Source organism: Streptomyces sp. NPDC001927 (assembly GCF_053594455.1).
This window is the reverse complement of the sequence record NZ_JBSFEN010000007.1, coordinates 12,847-29,813: the sequence shown is the minus strand read 5'-3', so window position 1 is coordinate 29,813 and position 16,967 is coordinate 12,847. Positions and strand designations below refer to the sequence as shown.

Sequence of the window (16,967 nt, the reverse complement as noted above, 5' to 3'; positions counted from 1 at the left end):
GGACTCGCGCACATCGGTGACCGCGCAGGTCATACCAGTTCCTTTCCGCGGGTCTCCGGCAGGCCGAGCAGCGCCAGGACCGCCAGACCGTAGCCGATCGCCCCGAAGACCAGCGCGCCGCCGACGCCCCAGCTCTCGGCGAGGAAGCCCACCAGGGTCGGGAAGATCGCGCCCACCGCGCGGCCGGTGTTGTACGTGAAGCCCTGGCCCGTGCCCCGTACCGCCGTCGGGTACAGCTCGGCGAGGAAGGAGCCGAACCCGCTGAAGATGGCCGACATGCAGAAGCCGAGCGGGAATCCGAGGACGAGGAGGAGCGTGTTCGCCCCGGGTGGGATGTTCGTGTACGCGAGGACGGACAGCGCCGAGAGGGCCGCGAAGAGCGCGATGTTCTTCTTCCGGCCGAGCCGGTCGGTGAGGTACCCGCCGGTCAGATAGCCGATGAAGGCCCCGGAGATCAGGAACGTCAGATAGCCGCCGGTGCCGACGACCGTCAGGCCCCGTTCGGTCTTCAGGAAGGTCGGCACCCACGTGGCGAGGGTGTAGTAGCCGCCCTGGACGCCGGTCGAGAGAAGTACGGCGAAGAGCGTGGTGCGCAGCAGCGGCGGCTTGAAGATCGTGGTGAACGAACCGCGTTCGGCCGAGGTGCGCCGGATCTCGGCGGCCTGCGGGGCGTCCTCGACGTTCCGCCGGACATACACCACGAGCAGCGCGGGCAGGGCGCCCGTCCAGAACATGATCCGCCAGGCGAGGTCGGCCTCGACGAACGCGAAGACCAGCGTGTAGACGATGACCGCGAGCGCCCAGCCGGCCGCCCATGCGCTCTGGATGGCGCCGAGCGTACGGCCCCGGTGCTTGGCGGAGGCGTACTCGGCGACCAGGATCGCCCCGACCGCCCACTCGCCGCCGAAGCCGAGGCCCTGGAGGGCGCGGAAGACCATCAGGGTCTCGTAGTTGGGTGCGAAGCCGCACAGGACGGTGAAGAGCGCGTAGGTGATGACCGTGATCATCAGCGCCTTCACCCGGCCGATGCGGTCGGCCAGGATGCCGGCGAGCGCGCCGCCGATCGCAGAGACGACCAGGGTGACCGTGGTCAGCAGACCGGTCTGGCCCTTGTCGAGGCTGAAGTAGGCGGCGATGGCCACCATCGAGAGCGGCAGGGTGAAGAAGTCGTAGGAATCCAGGGCGTATCCGCCGAACGCGCCGCCGAAGGCGCGGCGGCCGCGCGGCCCGAGGGCGCGCAGCCAGGCGAACGCGCCCGTGTCGTCGGGCCGTTCGCCCTGGGTCTGCTGCTGGGTCTGTGTCGTGCTCATCTGCACCTCGCAGAGGGGGAGGAGCGTGCCTGAGAGACGTACTGAAGGACCGTGCGGTGTCGTCAAGGTAGGGGATCGTTGAACGATCCGACAAGAGGTATGTCGTCACGTTCTTGTTTCCGGGCACGACCTGCGATTGACTCGGCCGCGAACGACGAGAGGAACGAGGCGCGGTGGGCGGAATGGGTGGAATCGGGCAATCCGGCGAACTCGGCGAACTCGCCGACGACCGGGCCCTGCTCGGGCGGACCAGCACGGCGGAACGCGTGGCGGACATCCTCCGCACCCGGATCGCCGAGGGCTTCTTCCCACCCGGCACCCGGCTCTCCGAGGACAGCATCGGCGGCGCGCTCGGGGTCTCCCGCAACACCCTGCGCGAGGCGTTCCGGCTGCTCACCCACGAGCGGCTGCTCGTCCACGAACTCAACCGGGGCGTCTTCGTCCGGGTGCTCGCCGTCGAGGACGTCGCCGACATCTACCGCACCCGCCGGCTCGTCGAGTGCGCCGTCGTCCACGGCCTCGGGGAGCCGCCGTTCGCCGTGGACGGTCTCGTCGCCGCCGTCGAGGAGGGCCGGGCCGCGGCCCGCGCCGAGGACTGGAAGGGCGTCTCCACCGCCAACATCCACTTCCACCGCGAACTGGTCGCCCTGGCCGGCAGCGCGCGCACGGACGAGCTGATGCGGGGCGTCCTCGCCGAACTCAGGCTCGCCTTCCACATCGTGGACGACCCGCGCGGGCTGCACGAGCCCTATCTCGTACGAAACCAGGAGATTCTGGACGCCCTGCTCGCCGGGGAACGGAAGACGGCGGAACGGCTCCTGGCCGGCTACCTCGACGACTCCCGCACCCGGGTCGCCGAGGCGTACGCGAAGGCGGTCGACGAACCGGAGCGGGCGGAGACGTAGGGCGGAGGCGTGGGGACGGCCCCGAGGCCCTGGAGGGGCGGAGGCCCGGGTGCGGCCGGGTCGTATCTGCGCCGTTTCGACCGTTGTCAGTTCGAGGACCTAATCTGTGCACCGTGACTTCGCCTGCCTCGACGGACCTCGTTCCGCCCCAGCTCAGCGCGGGGCCGCGGCCCGCGCCGGGTCCGGCCGCCGACGAAGGGCTCGCGCGGCGCCTCCGCGCGCTCGCGTGCACCGCCCCGCTGCACGACCTGGACACGCGCAAGGCGAACCTGGCCGGTGAGTACTCGGTCTACGCGATGGCCGAGGTCGCCCTCTCCGCCATCGACCTCGTCACACTCAACATGGACTTCGACACGGGCGCCGATCACGAGCAGATCGTCTCCCGCCTGCTGCCCCGCGTCGCCGCCCAGGCCCCCACCCGCCCCGCCGCCGAGCACGAGCGGGTCGCCCGCTGGGTCCTGGAGAACCTGATCAACGTCGGCAGCGTGGACCGCGGCTTCCGCGCCGTCTACGGCACCTTCGGCGCGGACGGCGTCTACACCCGCCGCGACTACGACTTCAAGCTGATCGAAGAGGTCCCGGGCTACGGTGGCGGCGTCTACCTCCGTACCACCGACGAAGCGGTCAACGTCCTGGTCGGCGCCCTGGACACCGATGTCACCAGCGCCCAGATCGCCGCCGAGGTGAAGCTGGAGGTGCTGATCAGCCGGGGCCGGCTCGCCGACGCCCAGCTCGCCGCCGAGCAGGCGCGGTACCGCACCGTCCAGTACGCCGAGACCCTCCGCAAGACCCTGGAGGCGACCCGCAGGAACGTGCGCGCGGTGGACTGGCTCGAAGCCGTCCCGGACATGATCGCCGAGGCCCTCGACCACGTGGCCGACCGCTACCGCCACGAGAACGCGATCCTCACCAACATCCGCAAGGCCCGCGACGAGGCCGAGGACCCCGAGCACAAGCGCCGCGCCGCCGAGCTCGTCGACATCGTCAAGGACTGCATCCGCCGCCACACCCAGCTCCAGTCCCGGCTCCTGGAAGCGGGACCGCTCTTCCGCGCGGAGCAGGACCGGCAGGCCTTCGCCGCCCCGACCTCGTACACCGGGATAGACCTCTACGGGCAGCTCGTCGCGCCGATCCTGCCGCTCCCCGTCGAGCGGGCGACCCGGGTCACGGACGCGTTCTTCGCCCGGGGCACCGGTCTGCGCACCCCCGCGTCCGTGCGCGTCGGCGACCTCGTCGAGATGCTCCTCACCCCGCCCGTCGAGCGCGAGCACCTCGGCGCGGAGATGCCCGAGCCGGACCTGATCGCCACGCCCGACGACAGCCGCTTCAGCGACGAGCAGCTGGCGAGCGCGAAGGAGCTGCTCGACCTGGAGCACGACGCCCCGCGCCGCCTCTCAGGACTGCTCGCCGAGGCCCGCCTCCGCGCCCCCGGCGACCCCGACCTCCCGTACCTGGTCGCTCTCCTCGCCGTGCACGCCGCGAGCCCGCCGGTCGGCACGGCGTACCGCCAGGGCGAGGAGCGGCTGCTCTTCGCGGTGGACGACGGCACGCAGCTCGACGACCCGGAGTTCGGCGGCGCCGACCTGATAGTCGGTACGGCGCTCCTTGACGCGCTCGGCATGGCGGCGGACCGCTCGGAGGCCTCATGACCACCGAGCAGACGGTCCCCCGGACGACTCCCGAGCCGGATGATTCGGGCGCTTCGGGCGCGACTGCGGACGCGGCCCCGGTCGAGGCCGTCCCCGCGCCGCCCCGGCCGCCCATGGTCATGGGGGTCGTCCCCGTGCCCCCGCCCGCGCCGGTCCGCCGGAGCCCCGCGCCGTACGTGCGGGCCATGCGTCTGACCGTCACGCGCCCGGTCGAGCCCGCCCCGGCCCCCCGGCGCCCCGCCGTGCGGGTCACCCCGGTCCGTCTCCCGCTGCCCCGCCCCGAACCGACCGCACCACCGACCACCCCCACCGAGGAGCCCCAGCCGTGAGCGAACACCACGCCGAGCACGCCGACGCGTGGAGCGAGCCGGAGCCCCCGCACACCCCCGCCGCCCACCCGGCGGCACCCCACGCGCACGCCGTCACCCCCGCCGCGCCGCACCCCGCACCGCACGCCGTCACCCCCGCCGACGCGGCCGACGCCGCGCGGCTCGTGTCCTTCGGGCTCCAGCCCAAGCTGCTGCCGGCCCGGGACGCCGAGTACACCGAGCTGCTCCGGCGCTACCGCGAGGACCCCGCCTTCGCCCGCCTCGCCGACGCCGTCGCGACCGGCCTCGGCCTCGTCGTCCTGGAGGTCTCCCCGCGCGCGGGGATGGCCGTCACCGCCGGCGAGGACTCCGTCTTCGCCGTCCGCATGGGCGACTACGCCCGCCGCGCCAACACCGACTCGGCCGACCGCTTCCTGCACGGCCTCGCCCACCTCGCCGTCGCCGCCATGGCCTTCCCCCGCCCCGAGGACCTCGCCGACGACGGTTACATCGGCCGGCTCACCGTGAACGGCGTCGACGCCTTCGTACGCCAGGCCTGCCGCCGGCTCGAAGAGCGCGCCGAGGAGCAGGGCGAGAACACCGACCCGGCCTCCGACGCCCCCGGCCTGGAGGCCGCCTGGCGGATCTACGCCCGCCGCAGCTCCACCGGCGCCACCAAGGACGCCCGCCGCCTCGCGGGCTCCACCACCGGCATCGTCGGCAAGGCCGTCGCCTTCCTCACCGAATCCGGCTTCCTCCAGCGCACCGGCGACGACGCGGGCGGCGCCTACCGCACCACCGCCCGCTACCAGCTCCAGGTCCGCGACATGGCCGGCAGCGCCGCCATGGCCGAGCTGATCGACCTCGGCGTGGTCCCCGTCAGCGACGGCACCGCGACGCTCCTCCCGCCGCCCGAGGGCGACGACCTGGAGCTCGCCGCCGACGCCGGGCTGCCCTTCCACGCCTGACCGCCAGACCGCAGAACCAGACTTCAGAAGCTTCAGAAGACGACTGAGAGCCGCGCCGCCATGTACGAGTTGTCCCGGGTCCGCCTCTACTCCATCGGTCCCGCCGGTGCGCGTTACGCCGACACCGTCCTGGACCTGCGCGGAGTCGGCGCGCCCGTGCCCCACCCCGCGCCCACCCAGGCGGAGTTCTTCGAGGAGGAGCCGGTCGGCCCGCCGCGCCGCCCCGCCCCCGCGGGCGTGCTCTTCCTGGAGAACGGCGGCGGCAAGTCCGTCCTCCTCAAGCTGATCTTCTCGGTCATGCTCCCCGGCCACCGCAACACCCTCGGCGGCGCCAGCTCCGGTGTGCTGCGCAAGTTCCTGCTCGCCGACGACTGCGGCCATGTCGCCCTGGAGTGGCAGCACACCCTCACCGGCGAGCTCGTCGTCGTCGGCAAGGCCAGCGAGTGGCGCGGACGCCAGGTCTCCAACGACCCCCGGAAGTTCGCCGAGGCCTGGTACTCCTTCCGCCCCGGACCCGGCCTCAGCCTGGACAACCTGCCCGTCGCGGAGGCCACGTCCGTACGCCCGCCCGGCGAGGGCGCCTCCGGCGCGCAGGGCCGCCGCCGCACCATGAAGGGCTTCCGGGACGCGATCACGGAGGCGGGCAAGGCGTACCCGCACCTGGAGGTCTACTGGGAGGAGATCCACGACCGCTGGAACGAACACCTCGGCGACCTGGGCCTCGACCCCGAACTCTTCCGCTACCAGCGGGAGATGAACGCCGACGAGGGCGAGGCCGCCGGCCTCTTCGCGGTCAAGAAGGACTCCGACTTCACCGACCTGCTCCTGCGGGCCGTCACCGACACCCGGGACACCGACGGCCTCGCCGACCTGGTCAGCGGCTTCGGCAACAAGCTCGGCCGGCGCGCCGAACTCACCGCCGAACGCGACTTCACCGCCGGCTCCGTCGACCTCCTCGGCCGCATCGTCGAGGCCGCCGAGACCCGGGCACGCGCGCGTGACGTCCACGCCGGGGCCGAGCGCCGCACCCGTACGCTCGCCCGCCGGCTCTCCGCCCGCGCCACCGACGAACGCGCGCGTACGGCCGAGCTCGCCCAACAGGTCACCTCCGCCGCGCACGCCGTCTCCGAGGCCGAGACCGCCCGCGGCCGCAGCTCCCTCATCGCGGCCGAACTCGCCTTCCGGCACGCCTCCCTGGCCCTGACCGTCGCCGAGAAGGGCGCCGCCTCCCAGCGGCGCGAGCTCATCGAGGCCCGCACGCTGCACTCCGCCTGGCAGGCCGCCGAGGCCGTGCTCCGCCACCGGGCCGCGAGCGACCGCTCCGCGCGCGTGGCCGCCGCGATCCGCGAGGCCGAACGGGACGCCGCCCCCGCGCTCGCCGCCCGCGCCAAGGCCGCCGCCGACCTCGTACGGGCCCTGCACGCGGCCGCCGAGGACGGTGAGCGGCACGCCGCCGAGGAGGAGGAGCGCTCCGCCGCCCTCCAGGAGGCGGGCGAGACCGCCCACCGCGACGCGACCGTCGCCGCGACCGAGGCCCAGCGCGCCCGCAGCGAGGCCGGGCACCTGCGCCAGCGCCTCGCCGAGGTCGAGCAGGAGACGGCCGAGGCGGTACGCGCGGGCTGGCTCGACGACTCGGCCCCGGACGCCGACCCCGCCCGCGCGGCCCTCGCCGCGAGCGACGCCGAGAAGACCGCGGTCGCCGCCTGGGACGCGGCCCGCGACGCCGCCCGCGAGGCGGCCGACCGCGCCCGCGAGGCGGCCTCCGCCGAGTCCCGCGCCGAACTCGCCGCCGCCCGCGCCACGGACGCCGCCGAGGCCGCCGAGAACGCCTACGACGCGGAGCGCCGCGCCGCCGAGTCCCTCGCCGACGACGCCCGCCTCGCCGAACTCCTCAGCCTGCCCCCGCAGGCCGCCTCCCCACTGCCGGGTCAGCGCGCGGGGGAGGACGGCCCCGGAGCCGCCGCCCCGGAAGCCCCCGAGGGAACCACCGGTCCCGAAGGGACCCCCGGCCCGCTCACCGTCACCGAGTTCGACCGCTACGCCGACGAACTGCGGAGCCTGCTCGACCAGTCCATCGCCTCCGCCGAGCGCCAGCTCTTCGACCTGCGCACCGCCGCCGCCGACGACTCCCGCATCCTCGGCGCCCTCGGCGACGGCGGGCTCCTGCCGCCCGGCCCGGACGTGCTCCACACCGTCGAGTACCTCGGCGAGCAGGGCATCCCGGCCCTCCCCGGCTGGCGCTACCTCGCCCAGGCCGTCGACCCCGCCGACCACGCCGCCGTCCTCGCCGCCCGCCCCGAGCTGGTCGACGGTGTCGTGATCACCGACCCCGTCTCGTACGCCCGCGCCCGCGAGGTGCTGAGCACGGCCGCCCTGCTGCCGCGCTCCACGGTCGCCGTCGGCACCGCCGCCGCGCTCCTGGCGCCCGTGCCGAGCCCGGAATCCGGCGACGACACCGGCGTCTTCCTCGTACCGCCGAACCCGGCCATGCACGACGAGCACGCGGCCGACGAGGAGCGGCACGCCCTGCGCGCCCGCGCCGCCGCGCGCGACGAGGAGATCCGTACGCTCGCCGCCCGCCTCACCGGCGACCGCTCGCTCGCCGCCCGGATCGGCTCCTGGCGCGCCGACTGCCCGCCCGGCATGCTCGCCGAGCTGGCCGCCGTCGCCACCACCGCCCGCGAGACCGCCGAGGCGGCCGCGGCCACGCTCACCGAGGCTCGTACGGTACGGGCGGAGGCCGACGAGGCCGCCGCCGACGCCGCCCGCGTACGCGACGAACGGCAGGAGGCCGCCCAGCGCGCCCGCCGCGCCGCCGACGCCCTCGCGGGCCTGGCGTTCCGGCTGCGCGAGCGCTCGGCCTGGCAGGCCAAGCTCCGCGAACTGGCCGACGACGCCACTGAGTCCGAGGCCCACGCCCAGACCTGCCTGGAGCGCGCCAGGGCCGCCGACGAGGACCGCCGCGCCGCCCAGCGCGCCGCCGACGACGCCCACCGCACCGCCCGGGCCCTGCGCGCCGAGCGCGCCGAGATCGCCGGCGCCCCCGACCAGCTCCCCGAGGAGGACGCGGACGCCCCGCGCACCGCGCTCCCCACCCTGCGGGAGGCCTACCGCGCCGCGTCCCAGCTGTACGAGAAGGTCGGCGTCGGCGCCGACCTGCGCGCCGAACAGGCGCGCGCCGAGAGCGACGAGTCCGCCGCCCTCGCCGAACTGGACCGTCTCACCAACAAGGTCCGCGTCCGCGCCGAACAGCTCCTGGAGTCCACCGACGGCGCCGACGGCCCCTCCCGGCAGGCCGCCGCCGCCCGCGCCGAGTCCCTCGTCCAGATGCTGGAGAGCCGCGCGACCGAGGCGAGCGAGAAGCTCGGCCGGCTCCGCGGCGAGTCCGAGCGGCTGGCCCCCGAGGACGGCGAGGCGCACACCGAGCTCCCGGAGGAGCTGGTCCCCGCCGACGCCGAGCACGCCCAGGCCCTGCTCCGTACCGCGACCACCGAACTCGCGGCCCGCAGCGACGCCCTGGAGGCGGCCCGCACCGCGCACGCCGGCCTCCTGCGCGCCCACCGCGCCGCCGAGGACGCCGCCGGCGGCTTCGACGAGACGGCGGCCCTCCTGCGTGACCTGATGCGCGACCACACCGAGGACGAGGAGGACGGCCCGGAGCCGTACCCCGGCACGCTGGAGGAGGCACGGCAGACCGCCGCCGAGGCCCGCCGCTCGCTGCGCGGCTGCTCGGCCGACCTCTCCGGGGCCGACGCGGCCGTCCGCGAGGCGAGCGATATCCTCGTCCGGCACGCCAACTCGACCCGCTACGAGCAGGTCCGCACCCCCGCCCGGCAGCAGATCCGCGAACTGCCCGCCGCCGCGCTCCCCGAGCACGCCGCGAAGTGGGCCGAGGCCTTCGCGCCCCGGCTCCGCGTCCTCACCGACGAGCTGGAGCAGCTGGAGCGCAACCGCGACTCCATCGTCGACCGGCTGCGCGGGCTGGTGGAGTCGGCGCTGACGACGCTCCGTTCCGCGCAGCGTCTGTCGCGGCTGCCGGAGGGCCTCGGCGAGTGGTCGGGCCAGGAGTTCCTGCGCATCCGCTTCGAGGAGCCGGACCAGGCCACGCTCACCGAGCGGCTCGGCGAGGTCATCGACGAGGCGACCCGGGCCGCCGTCAAGAAGAACTCCGACCTGCGCCGCGACGGCATGTCGCTGCTCCTGCGGGGCGTCCAGGCGGCGCTGGAGCCGCGCGGCATCGCGGTCGAGATCCTGAAGCCGGACGCCGTGCTGCGCGCCGAGCGCGTGCCGGTCGGACAGATGGGCGACGTCTTTTCGGGAGGCCAGCTCCTCACCGCCGCCATCGCCCTCTACTGCACGATGGCCGCGCTGCGCTCCAACGACCGGGGCCGTGACAAGCACCGCCACGCCGGCACGTTGTTCCTCGACAACCCGATCGGCCGCGCCAACGCCACGTACCTGCTGGAACTTCAGCGGGCCGTCTCGGACGCCCTCGGCGTCCAGCTGCTGTATACGACCGGTCTGTTCGACACGACCGCGCTCGCCGAGTTCCCGCTGGTCATCCGGTTGCGCAACGACGCGGACCTGCGGGCGGGACTGAAGTACATCAGCGTCGAGGAGCACCTGCGGCCGGGCCTTCCGCAGCCGACCGTCGAGGACGGCGCCGTCCACGGGGAGATCACCGCGACCCGGATGTTCCGCCGCTCGCCGGAGGAGCAGCCGGAGCCCGCGCAGAGGTGACGCGGCCCGATACCGCGTGAACGGCGAACGGCCCGGCCCCGCAAGGGGACCGGGCCGTTCTCGTCCGTTCTTCAGGCCGTCAGGCCCTCATGCCGTCCGTTCCTCAGGCCGTCGACAGGCCGTCGATCCTTCCGGCCCTCACGCCGCCTCGGACAGCGCCGGTGTCTCCGCGCGCCGTAGGACCGGGGCCCCGTGCCCGCCCGGGTCGCCTTCCGAGACGGTCCGCGCGGCCTTCTGCTCCCGGCGCCGCTCGCGGCGCGACGGGCGCGCCGTGCTGCTCGGTTCGGACACCACGCCGTTCCGCTGCCGCCAGACCTGACGCGTCACCCAGACATCGAGCACGCTCCAGGTCGCCACGACCGTGCTGCCCACGGTGGACAGCAGCATCGGAAACGCGAGCCACGAACTCGTGACCGCGCAGAAGAAGGCCACCACGGCCTGTACCAGTGTGATCGACGTGATCATCACGGCTCGTACGGCGGCGGTACGCACCGGGTCCGGCATACGGCGCCGGGCCTTCTCGTCCTCCACCCACAACTGCCGCGCGGACCGCGCCTCGTGCTCCATCGCTTCGTCACTCCCCACCGCAGACGTCCTCAGGGGTGGCTGCCCGTCTTGAGCGGCTTTACTCGGACGCACCCCTCCCCACGGACAAAGACGCTCAGCGGGGGGAAAAGGTTTCCCCACCCCCATACCGGAACGAAAAATTCCAGCCATCCGTTCGACGGCCTACCGCAAGGTTCAGCCACGTGTCCTGCGCCACATTGCGGAATCTCAACTCCCCGGATAGCGGGACATCTCCAGATCAACACTCACTCAAGAGGCTGAAAATCGCCTGGATGCGCCTTCGAGTTGGCTGTGATGCAGTAGTAGGCTCGCGCCGCCAATTGTTGAAGCTGATGGTTGACGCCCTGGGTTGACGCTGTGTGTTGACGCCGCGCGTCGCACAGGAGGACCTCCGCGCCGGGCGGGGGCCTGCCGAACTGGGGGAGGCCATGCGCTTTCGCGGGAAGTCCATCCGCCGGAAGATCGTGGCGTTGCTGCTCGTACCGCTCGTCTCCCTCACCGCGCTCTGGGGCTTCGCGACCGTGCTCACCGGCCGCGAGGCCGACCAACTCCTCGACGTCGGCTACATCGTCGAGAAGGTCGGCTACCCGATCGAGGACACGGCGCGCGTCATCCAGAGGGAACGCCGCGAGTCGCTCGTCTACCTCGCCGACCCGCGCGCCTCCGACGCGCTCACCACCCTGCGCAAGCAGCGCGAGGCCACCGACCGTCAGATCGCCCTGGTCCGGCGCAACGCCGTCGACTCCGGCGTACGCGACGAGATGCGGCCCGTCGCCTCGCAGCGCCTCGACTCGCTGCTCACAGCCCTCGACGGCCTGGACGCCCTGCGCCGCTCCGTCGAGAACCGCAGTATCGGCCGAATTCAGGCGCTCGACTTCTACAACCGCCTGGTCGACCCCTGCTACAGCTTCCTCACCACCCTCCACGCCCTGGAGAACGTGGAGATGGACAAGCAGGGCCGGGCCCTCGTCGGTGTCACGCGCGGCCGCGAGATGCTCTCCCGCGAGGACGCCCTGGTCCTCTCCGCGCTCAAGTCCGAGCGCGTCACGGCCGAGGAGATCCGCGCGATCAGCGATCTCGTCGCCCAGCGCAAGCTGCTGTACGAGGTCAACCTGGAGATCCTCCCCACCGTCGAACGCGAGCGGTTCGAGCGCTACTGGGGCAGCCCCGAGACCGAGCCGCTGCGCAGCGCCGAGGAGGACCTGATCGCCGCGGGTCCCACCAAGAACCCGCGCGCCGTCACCGCCGCGCGCTGGGAGGAGCGGGCCACCCCGGTCCTCGACGACCTCGCCCGGGAGAACACCGCCGCGGGCGACCGCTACCAGGACCGCGTCCAGCCCGCCGCCTACAGCGTGCTCCTCAAGGCCGGCATCGCCGGCGTCCTCGGCTTCCTCGCCCTGCTCCTCTCCGTCGTCGTCTCCGTCCGCGTCGGCCGCGACCTCGTCCGCGACCTGCGCCGGCTCCGCAAGGAGGCCCAGGAGGTCTCCGGCGTACGGCTGCCGAGCGTGATGCGCCGCCTCGCCGCCGGCGAACTCGTCGACGTCGAGACCGAGGTGCCGCACCTGCGGTACGAGGACGACGAGGTCGGCCAGGTCGGCCAGGCCCTCAACACCCTCCAGCGCGCCGCCGTCGAGGCCGCCGTCAAGCAGGCCGAACTCCGCCGTGGCGTCTCCGAGGTCTTCGTCAACCTCGCCCGCCGCAACCAGGTCCTGCTGCACCGCCAGCTGACCCTCCTCGACACCATGGAACGGCGCACCGAGGACACCGAGGAACTCGCCGACCTCTTCCGCCTCGACCACATGACCACCCGCATGCGCCGCCACGCCGAGGGCCTGGTGATCCTCTCCGGCGCCGCGCCCTCCCGTCAGTGGCGCAAGCCCGTCCAGCTCATGGACGTGGTCCGCGCGGCCGTCGCCGAGGTCGAGGACTACGAGCGGATCGAGGTACGGCGCCTGCCCCGGCTCGGCGTCGGCGGCCCCGCCGTCGCCGACCTCACCCACCTCATCGCCGAACTCCTGGAGAACGCCACGGTGTTCTCGCCCCCGCACACCGCCGTGCAGGTCCTCGGCGAGCGGGTCGCGAACGGCTTCACCCTCGAGATCCACGACCGCGGCCTCGGCATGAACCCCGACCTGCTGCTCGACGCCAACCTGCGCCTCGCGGAGACCCCCGAGTTCGAGCTCTCCGACACCGACCGCCTCGGCCTCTTCGTGGTCAGCCGGCTCGCCCAGCGCCAGAACGTCCGGGTCTCGCTGCAGCCCTCGCCGTACGGAGGGACCACCGCGGTCGTCTTCATCCCGGCCGCCCTGCTCACCGACGCCCCCGAGACGGAGGGTGCCGGCTTCCGCCTGGACCGGACGTCCACGGAGCGCAGGCCCGCGCTCACCAAGGTGCCGGGCGGTGCCGCACCGGTCACCGGACCCACCCGGTCCGGCGCCCACTCGCTGCTCGACGGCGGCTCCGACGGCGGGCTCGACGCGCCGTTCCGCGTGCCGCTCGACGGCCCCGTCGAGCTCGAAGCGCCCCTGGGCACGGCCGGGTTCGACGAGCTGCTCAAGCCCTCCGCGGCCGACCTGGAGGACACCGACAGCGAGCGCGGCGGCCTCTTCCGGCCCCGGGGCCACCGCCGCGGCCTCGCCCCGGCCCCCGCGCCGGACGGCGAGCAGCACCAGCAGGCCCCGGACCAGTCGCCCGACCGGTCCCAGGACCGCGGCCCCGTACCGCTGCCCCGGCGCCGTCCGCCCACGCTCGTCGTGGACCGCGGCCGCCGCGTGGACGAGCCCGGGCGCGCCCACCCGATCCCCGCGCAGGACCCCGAGACCCCGGGAACGGGCGGCACCGGCAGCGGCAAGGGCAGGGGCAGGGGAAGCGGAGGCACCCCGCCCACCCCGCCCACCCTGGTCCCCGTACCGCCCGACGGCCCGGCGCCGTTCGGCGGGCTGCCCCGCCGGGTCCGGCAGGCGAGCCTCGCGCCCCAGCTGCGCGAGACGGACGACCGCACCGACTCCACGGCCGCCACGGGCTCCACCGCCCCGGCCGGCACGGACTTCGAGCGCGACGCCGAGGAAGTGCGCGACCGCATGGCTTCGATGCAACGGGGCTGGCAGCGCGGACGACGGCAGAACGCCGAGACGACAGCACCAGGAACGACACCCGAGGGGGACGGTCGATGACCGCACCGAACGCCGCAGCAACCCACACCTCCGGAAACGGCAACGGCGAGCTGAACTGGCTCCTCGACGAGCTGGTCCAGCGGGTCGGGTCCATCCGCAAGGCACTGGTGCTCTCCAGCGACGGACTCGCCACCGGCGCCTCCGCCGGCCTGACCCGGGAGGACGGCGAGCACCTGGCCGCCGTCGCCTCCGGCTTCCACAGCCTCGCCAAGGGCGTCGGACGCCACTTCGAGGCCGGCAAGGTCCGCCAGACGGTGGTGGAACTGGAGGACGCGTTCCTCTTCGTCACGGCGGCGGGCGACGGCAGCTGCCTCGCCGTGCTCGCCGACGCCGACTCGGACGTCGGCCAGGTCGCGTACGAGATGACGTTGATGGTCAAGCGGGTCGGCATCCACCTGGGGACGGCGCCTCGCTCCGGGCTGACCGCCGGAGGGTGAGTGGGGGGACACCATGACTGACGGCACGACGGAGGGCACGGTCGGGCGCACGACCGAGGGCGAGCGAGCCCCGGACTCGTGGGACCAGAGCGCCCAGCCGGCCCACCACTGGTTCGACGACGACGCCGGGCCGGTGGTCCGTCCGTACGCGATGACCCGTGGCCGGACCAGCACCGCCACGCGCCACCGTCTCGATCTGATCGCCCTGGTGGTGCCCGAGCTCGCCGCCGACGACCCCGGCCGGGACCAGACCCTGTCCCCGGAACACGTGGAGATCGTCGAACGCTGCTCGGACACCCCCCAGTCGATCGCCGAACTCGCCGCAGGACTCGACCTCCCCGTCGGGGTCGTCCGGGTCCTCGTCGGCGATCTCGTCGAGGACGAACTCGTCCATGTGACCCGCCCCGTTCCGCCGGCCGAGCTGCCGGACGTGAGCATTCTCCGCGAGGTGATCAATGGCCTTCGGGCGCTCTAGCCGCACCAAGCCGCTCGTCGAACCGGTGACCTTGAAGATCCTGGTCGCGGGCGGCTTCGGGGTGGGCAAGACGACGCTGGTCGGCGCCGTCAGCGAGATCAGACCCCTGCGCACCGAGGAGATCCTCAGCGAGGCCGGCCGGCCCGTCGACGATCTGCACGGCGTGGAGAACAAGTCGACGACCACGGTCGCCATGGACTTCGGCCGGATCACGCTCCGCGAGGACCTGGTGCTCTATCTGTTCGGCACGCCCGGGCAGGACCGGTTCTGGTTCCTCTGGGACGAGCTCGCGCAGGGCGCGCTCGGCGCGGTCGTCCTCGCGGACACCCGGCGCCTGGAGGACAGCTTCGCGGCGATCGACTACTTCGAACGGCGTGGCATCCCGTTCACGGTCGCCGTCAACTGCTTCGAGGGCGCCCGGCGGTTCCCCACCGAGACCGTCCGGGGCGCGCTCGACCTCGACCCGGAGGTCGAGCTGCTGATGTGCGACGCACGCGACCGCGAGTCGGTCAAGAACGTCCTCGTCGCGGTCGTCGAGCACGCCCTCGTCCTGGCCGACCAGGGCGCGCCCGTGGCCCCCTGATCGGCGAGACACCCGCCGAGTTCACCGCACCACGACGACCGCCGAACCGTGCCCGAACAGCCCCTGGTTCGCGGTGATGCCGGCACGGGCACCCGGCACCTGCCGGTCTCCGGCCGTGCCTCGCAACTGCCAGGTCAGCTCGCAGAGCTGCGCGATGGCCTGGGCGGGCACGGCCTCGCCGAACGACCCCAGGCCACCGCTGGTGTTGACCGGGACACGGCCGCCGAGGGCCGTGACCCCGTCCCGTACCAGCTTCGCGCCCTCACCGGTCCCGCAGAGGCCGATGTCCTCGTACCACTCCAGTTCCAGCGCGGTGGACAGGTCGTACACCTCCGCGAGCGACAGGTCCTCGGGCCCGAGCCCCGCCTCCTCGTACGCCGCGCGGGCGATCGACGCGCGGAAGGTGTGCGGCGCGGGGGAGACGGCGACGGCCGAGTCGGTCGCGATGTCCGGCAGGTCGAGGACGGCCTTCGGGTACGTCGGCGTGACGGTCGAGACCGCCCGGATACGGACCGGGTCCGGGTGCCCGTGCCGGCGGGCGAACTCCATGCTGGAGAGCACGAGCGCCGCGCCCCCGTCCGAGGTGGCGCAGATGTCGAGCAGCCGCAGCGGATCGGCGACGACGGCCGAGGCGGCGACCTCCTCGGCGCTGACCGTCTTGCGGTAGCGGGCCAGCGGGTTGAGCGCCCCGGCCGCCGCGTTCTTCACCTTGACCTGGGCGAAGTCGTCCACCGTGTCGCCGTACAGCGCCATCCTGCGGCGGGCGTAGAGCGCGAAGTACGCCGGGTTGGTCGCCCCGAGCACGCGGAACCGGAGCCAGTCGGGGTCGTCGGGCCGGTCCCCGCCCGCCGGGGCGAAGAACCCCTTGGGCGGCGAGTCCGCGCCGACGACGAGGACCACGTCCGCAAGGCCGGCCAGGATCTGGGCCCGCGCCGTGCCGACGGCCTGCGCGCCCGAGGCACAGGCCGCGTACACGCTGGTGACGCGCGCCCCCTGCCAGCCGAGCGCCTGGGCGAACGTCGCGCCCGCCACGTAGCCCGGGTACCCGCACCGCACGGTGTCCGCGCCGACCACCGAGCCGATGTCCCGCCAGCCGATGCCGGCGTCCGCGAGGGCCGCCCGCGCCGCCGCCGTTCCGTACTCGACGAAGCTCCGGCCCCATTTGCCCCACGGGTGCATCCCGGCACCGAGGACGGCGATGTCGTTCATGACCGCTCCCCGTCTGCCTCGCGCTCCACGCGCGCGTGGACGGGCCGCCAGTTCCACGTGGTCCAGATGTACTCGTCGTCCTCGTTGAGGACGCCCGGCACCACCTCGACCTCCATGCCGACGGCCAGGTCAGCGGTCCGCACCCCCGGCGCCGCCTGCCCGAGCACCACCATCGCCTCCGCTTCCAGTTCCACCGCGACGAGGGTGTACGGCTCCCAGGGCGCGTCCGGGTCGGAGACGTAGGGCGCGGGCGGTCGGTAGCGGCCGTCGGTGTACGACCACACCCGGCCCCGCCGCGAGAGCGGCGTCTCGACGAGCGTTCCACCGCCCGCGCAGCCGGGGTTGAGGCACCAGCCGTCCTCACGCGGGAAGAAGACCGAGGCACAGGCCGTGCAGCGGGTCCCGAGGAGCCGGAACGCGGCCTCCCCGCCCGGCCCGGCCCCGCCGCTGTCGTCCGTGAACCATCCGGCCACCACCGGCCTGCGCGTCCGTGTCACGACGGCCTCCCCGACCCCGAGATCACCTGTACCTGACGAAGCGTCAGAAAGTTTGTCATGGATGCCGCGCGCTGAGAACCGTACGGGCCTTTATCGCGTCCCTACGTACGGAACGGGCGGCCGGGGCCCACGGGGGTGGTCCCGGC

Annotated in this window: 13 protein-coding genes; 9 read left to right on the top strand and 4 right to left on the bottom strand. The window is 73.8% G+C overall.

Annotated elements, in window-relative coordinates; all coding sequences use genetic code 11:
- Nucleotides 1–29: 29 nt before the first annotated feature.
- Nucleotides 30–1,310, bottom strand: coding sequence for an MFS transporter (locus ACWCO8_RS19910; RefSeq protein ID WP_451033357.1), 1,281 nt, complete (start codon nt 1,308–1,310; stop codon nt 30–32).
- Nucleotides 1,311–1,492: 182 nt separating this feature from the next.
- On the opposite strand from ACWCO8_RS19910, the gene ACWCO8_RS19905 reads away from it, so the two are divergent.
- The 5 genes from ACWCO8_RS19905 (at nt 1,493) to ACWCO8_RS19885 (ending at nt 9,880) form a co-directional block, all read left to right on the top strand.
- Nucleotides 1,493–2,215 (top strand): GntR family transcriptional regulator, encoded by a 723-nt coding sequence (locus tag ACWCO8_RS19905; RefSeq protein ID WP_451033356.1) that lies wholly within the window; start codon nt 1,493–1,495, stop codon nt 2,213–2,215.
- Between the two features lie 113 nt (nt 2,216–2,328).
- On the top strand, nt 2,329–3,864 hold the full coding sequence (locus tag ACWCO8_RS19900) for a hypothetical protein (protein ID WP_451033355.1): 1,536 nt from the start codon (nt 2,329–2,331) through the stop codon (nt 3,862–3,864).
- The gene (locus ACWCO8_RS19895) at nt 3,861–4,193 is read left to right on the top strand and encodes a hypothetical protein (protein WP_451033354.1); all 333 of its coding nucleotides are present in this window, start codon (nt 3,861–3,863) and stop codon (nt 4,191–4,193) included. Before ACWCO8_RS19900 ends, ACWCO8_RS19895 begins: the two co-directional genes overlap by 4 nt.
- Nucleotides 4,190–5,140 (top strand): hypothetical protein, encoded by a 951-nt coding sequence (locus ACWCO8_RS19890; RefSeq protein WP_451033353.1) that lies wholly within the window; start codon nt 4,190–4,192, stop codon nt 5,138–5,140. The genes ACWCO8_RS19895 and ACWCO8_RS19890 overlap by 4 nt, the downstream gene beginning before the upstream one ends.
- Before the next feature lie 60 nt (nt 5,141–5,200).
- Nucleotides 5,201–9,880 carry a hypothetical protein gene (locus ACWCO8_RS19885; RefSeq protein ID WP_451033352.1) on the top strand — a complete coding sequence of 1,560 codons (4,680 nt, stop codon included), beginning with the start codon at nt 5,201–5,203 and terminating at the stop codon, nt 9,878–9,880.
- 138 nt (nt 9,881–10,018) lie between these two features.
- On the opposite strand, the gene ACWCO8_RS19880 is transcribed toward ACWCO8_RS19885, so the two are convergent.
- Nucleotides 10,019–10,447, bottom strand: coding sequence for a hypothetical protein (locus ACWCO8_RS19880; RefSeq protein WP_362005119.1), 429 nt, complete (start codon nt 10,445–10,447; stop codon nt 10,019–10,021).
- A gap of 428 nt (nt 10,448–10,875) precedes the next feature.
- Between ACWCO8_RS19880 and ACWCO8_RS19875 the strand changes: the two genes are divergently transcribed.
- Genes ACWCO8_RS19875 through ACWCO8_RS19860 form a run of 4 tightly spaced genes read left to right on the top strand, consistent with a single transcriptional unit; the run spans nt 10,876 to nt 15,115 of the window.
- Entirely contained in the window at nt 10,876–13,620 is a 2,745-nt protein-coding gene (locus ACWCO8_RS19875) for a sensor histidine kinase (RefSeq protein WP_451033351.1), read from the top strand.
- Nucleotides 13,617–14,057 carry a roadblock/LC7 domain-containing protein gene (locus ACWCO8_RS19870; RefSeq protein WP_451033350.1) on the top strand — a complete coding sequence of 147 codons (441 nt, stop codon included), beginning with the start codon at nt 13,617–13,619 and terminating at the stop codon, nt 14,055–14,057. Before ACWCO8_RS19875 ends, ACWCO8_RS19870 begins: the two co-directional genes overlap by 4 nt.
- 13 nt (nt 14,058–14,070) lie before the next feature.
- Nucleotides 14,071–14,532, top strand: coding sequence for a DUF742 domain-containing protein (locus ACWCO8_RS19865; RefSeq protein ID WP_451033349.1), 462 nt, complete (start codon nt 14,071–14,073; stop codon nt 14,530–14,532).
- Entirely contained in the window at nt 14,513–15,115 is a 603-nt protein-coding gene (locus tag ACWCO8_RS19860; protein WP_362005038.1) for a GTP-binding protein, read from the top strand. The genes ACWCO8_RS19865 and ACWCO8_RS19860 overlap by 20 nt, the downstream gene beginning before the upstream one ends.
- Nucleotides 15,116–15,136: 21 nt before the next feature.
- Here ACWCO8_RS19860 and ACWCO8_RS19855 read toward each other — a convergent pair whose 3' ends face one another.
- Nucleotides 15,137–16,324, bottom strand: a complete 1,188-nt coding sequence (locus tag ACWCO8_RS19855) for a lipid-transfer protein (RefSeq protein ID WP_451033348.1) — start codon at nt 16,322–16,324, stop codon at nt 15,137–15,139.
- Nucleotides 16,321–16,821, bottom strand: coding sequence for a Zn-ribbon domain-containing OB-fold protein (locus ACWCO8_RS19850; RefSeq protein WP_451033347.1), 501 nt, complete (start codon nt 16,819–16,821; stop codon nt 16,321–16,323). The genes ACWCO8_RS19855 and ACWCO8_RS19850 overlap by 4 nt, the downstream gene beginning before the upstream one ends.
- Nucleotides 16,822–16,967 lie beyond the last annotated feature (146 nt).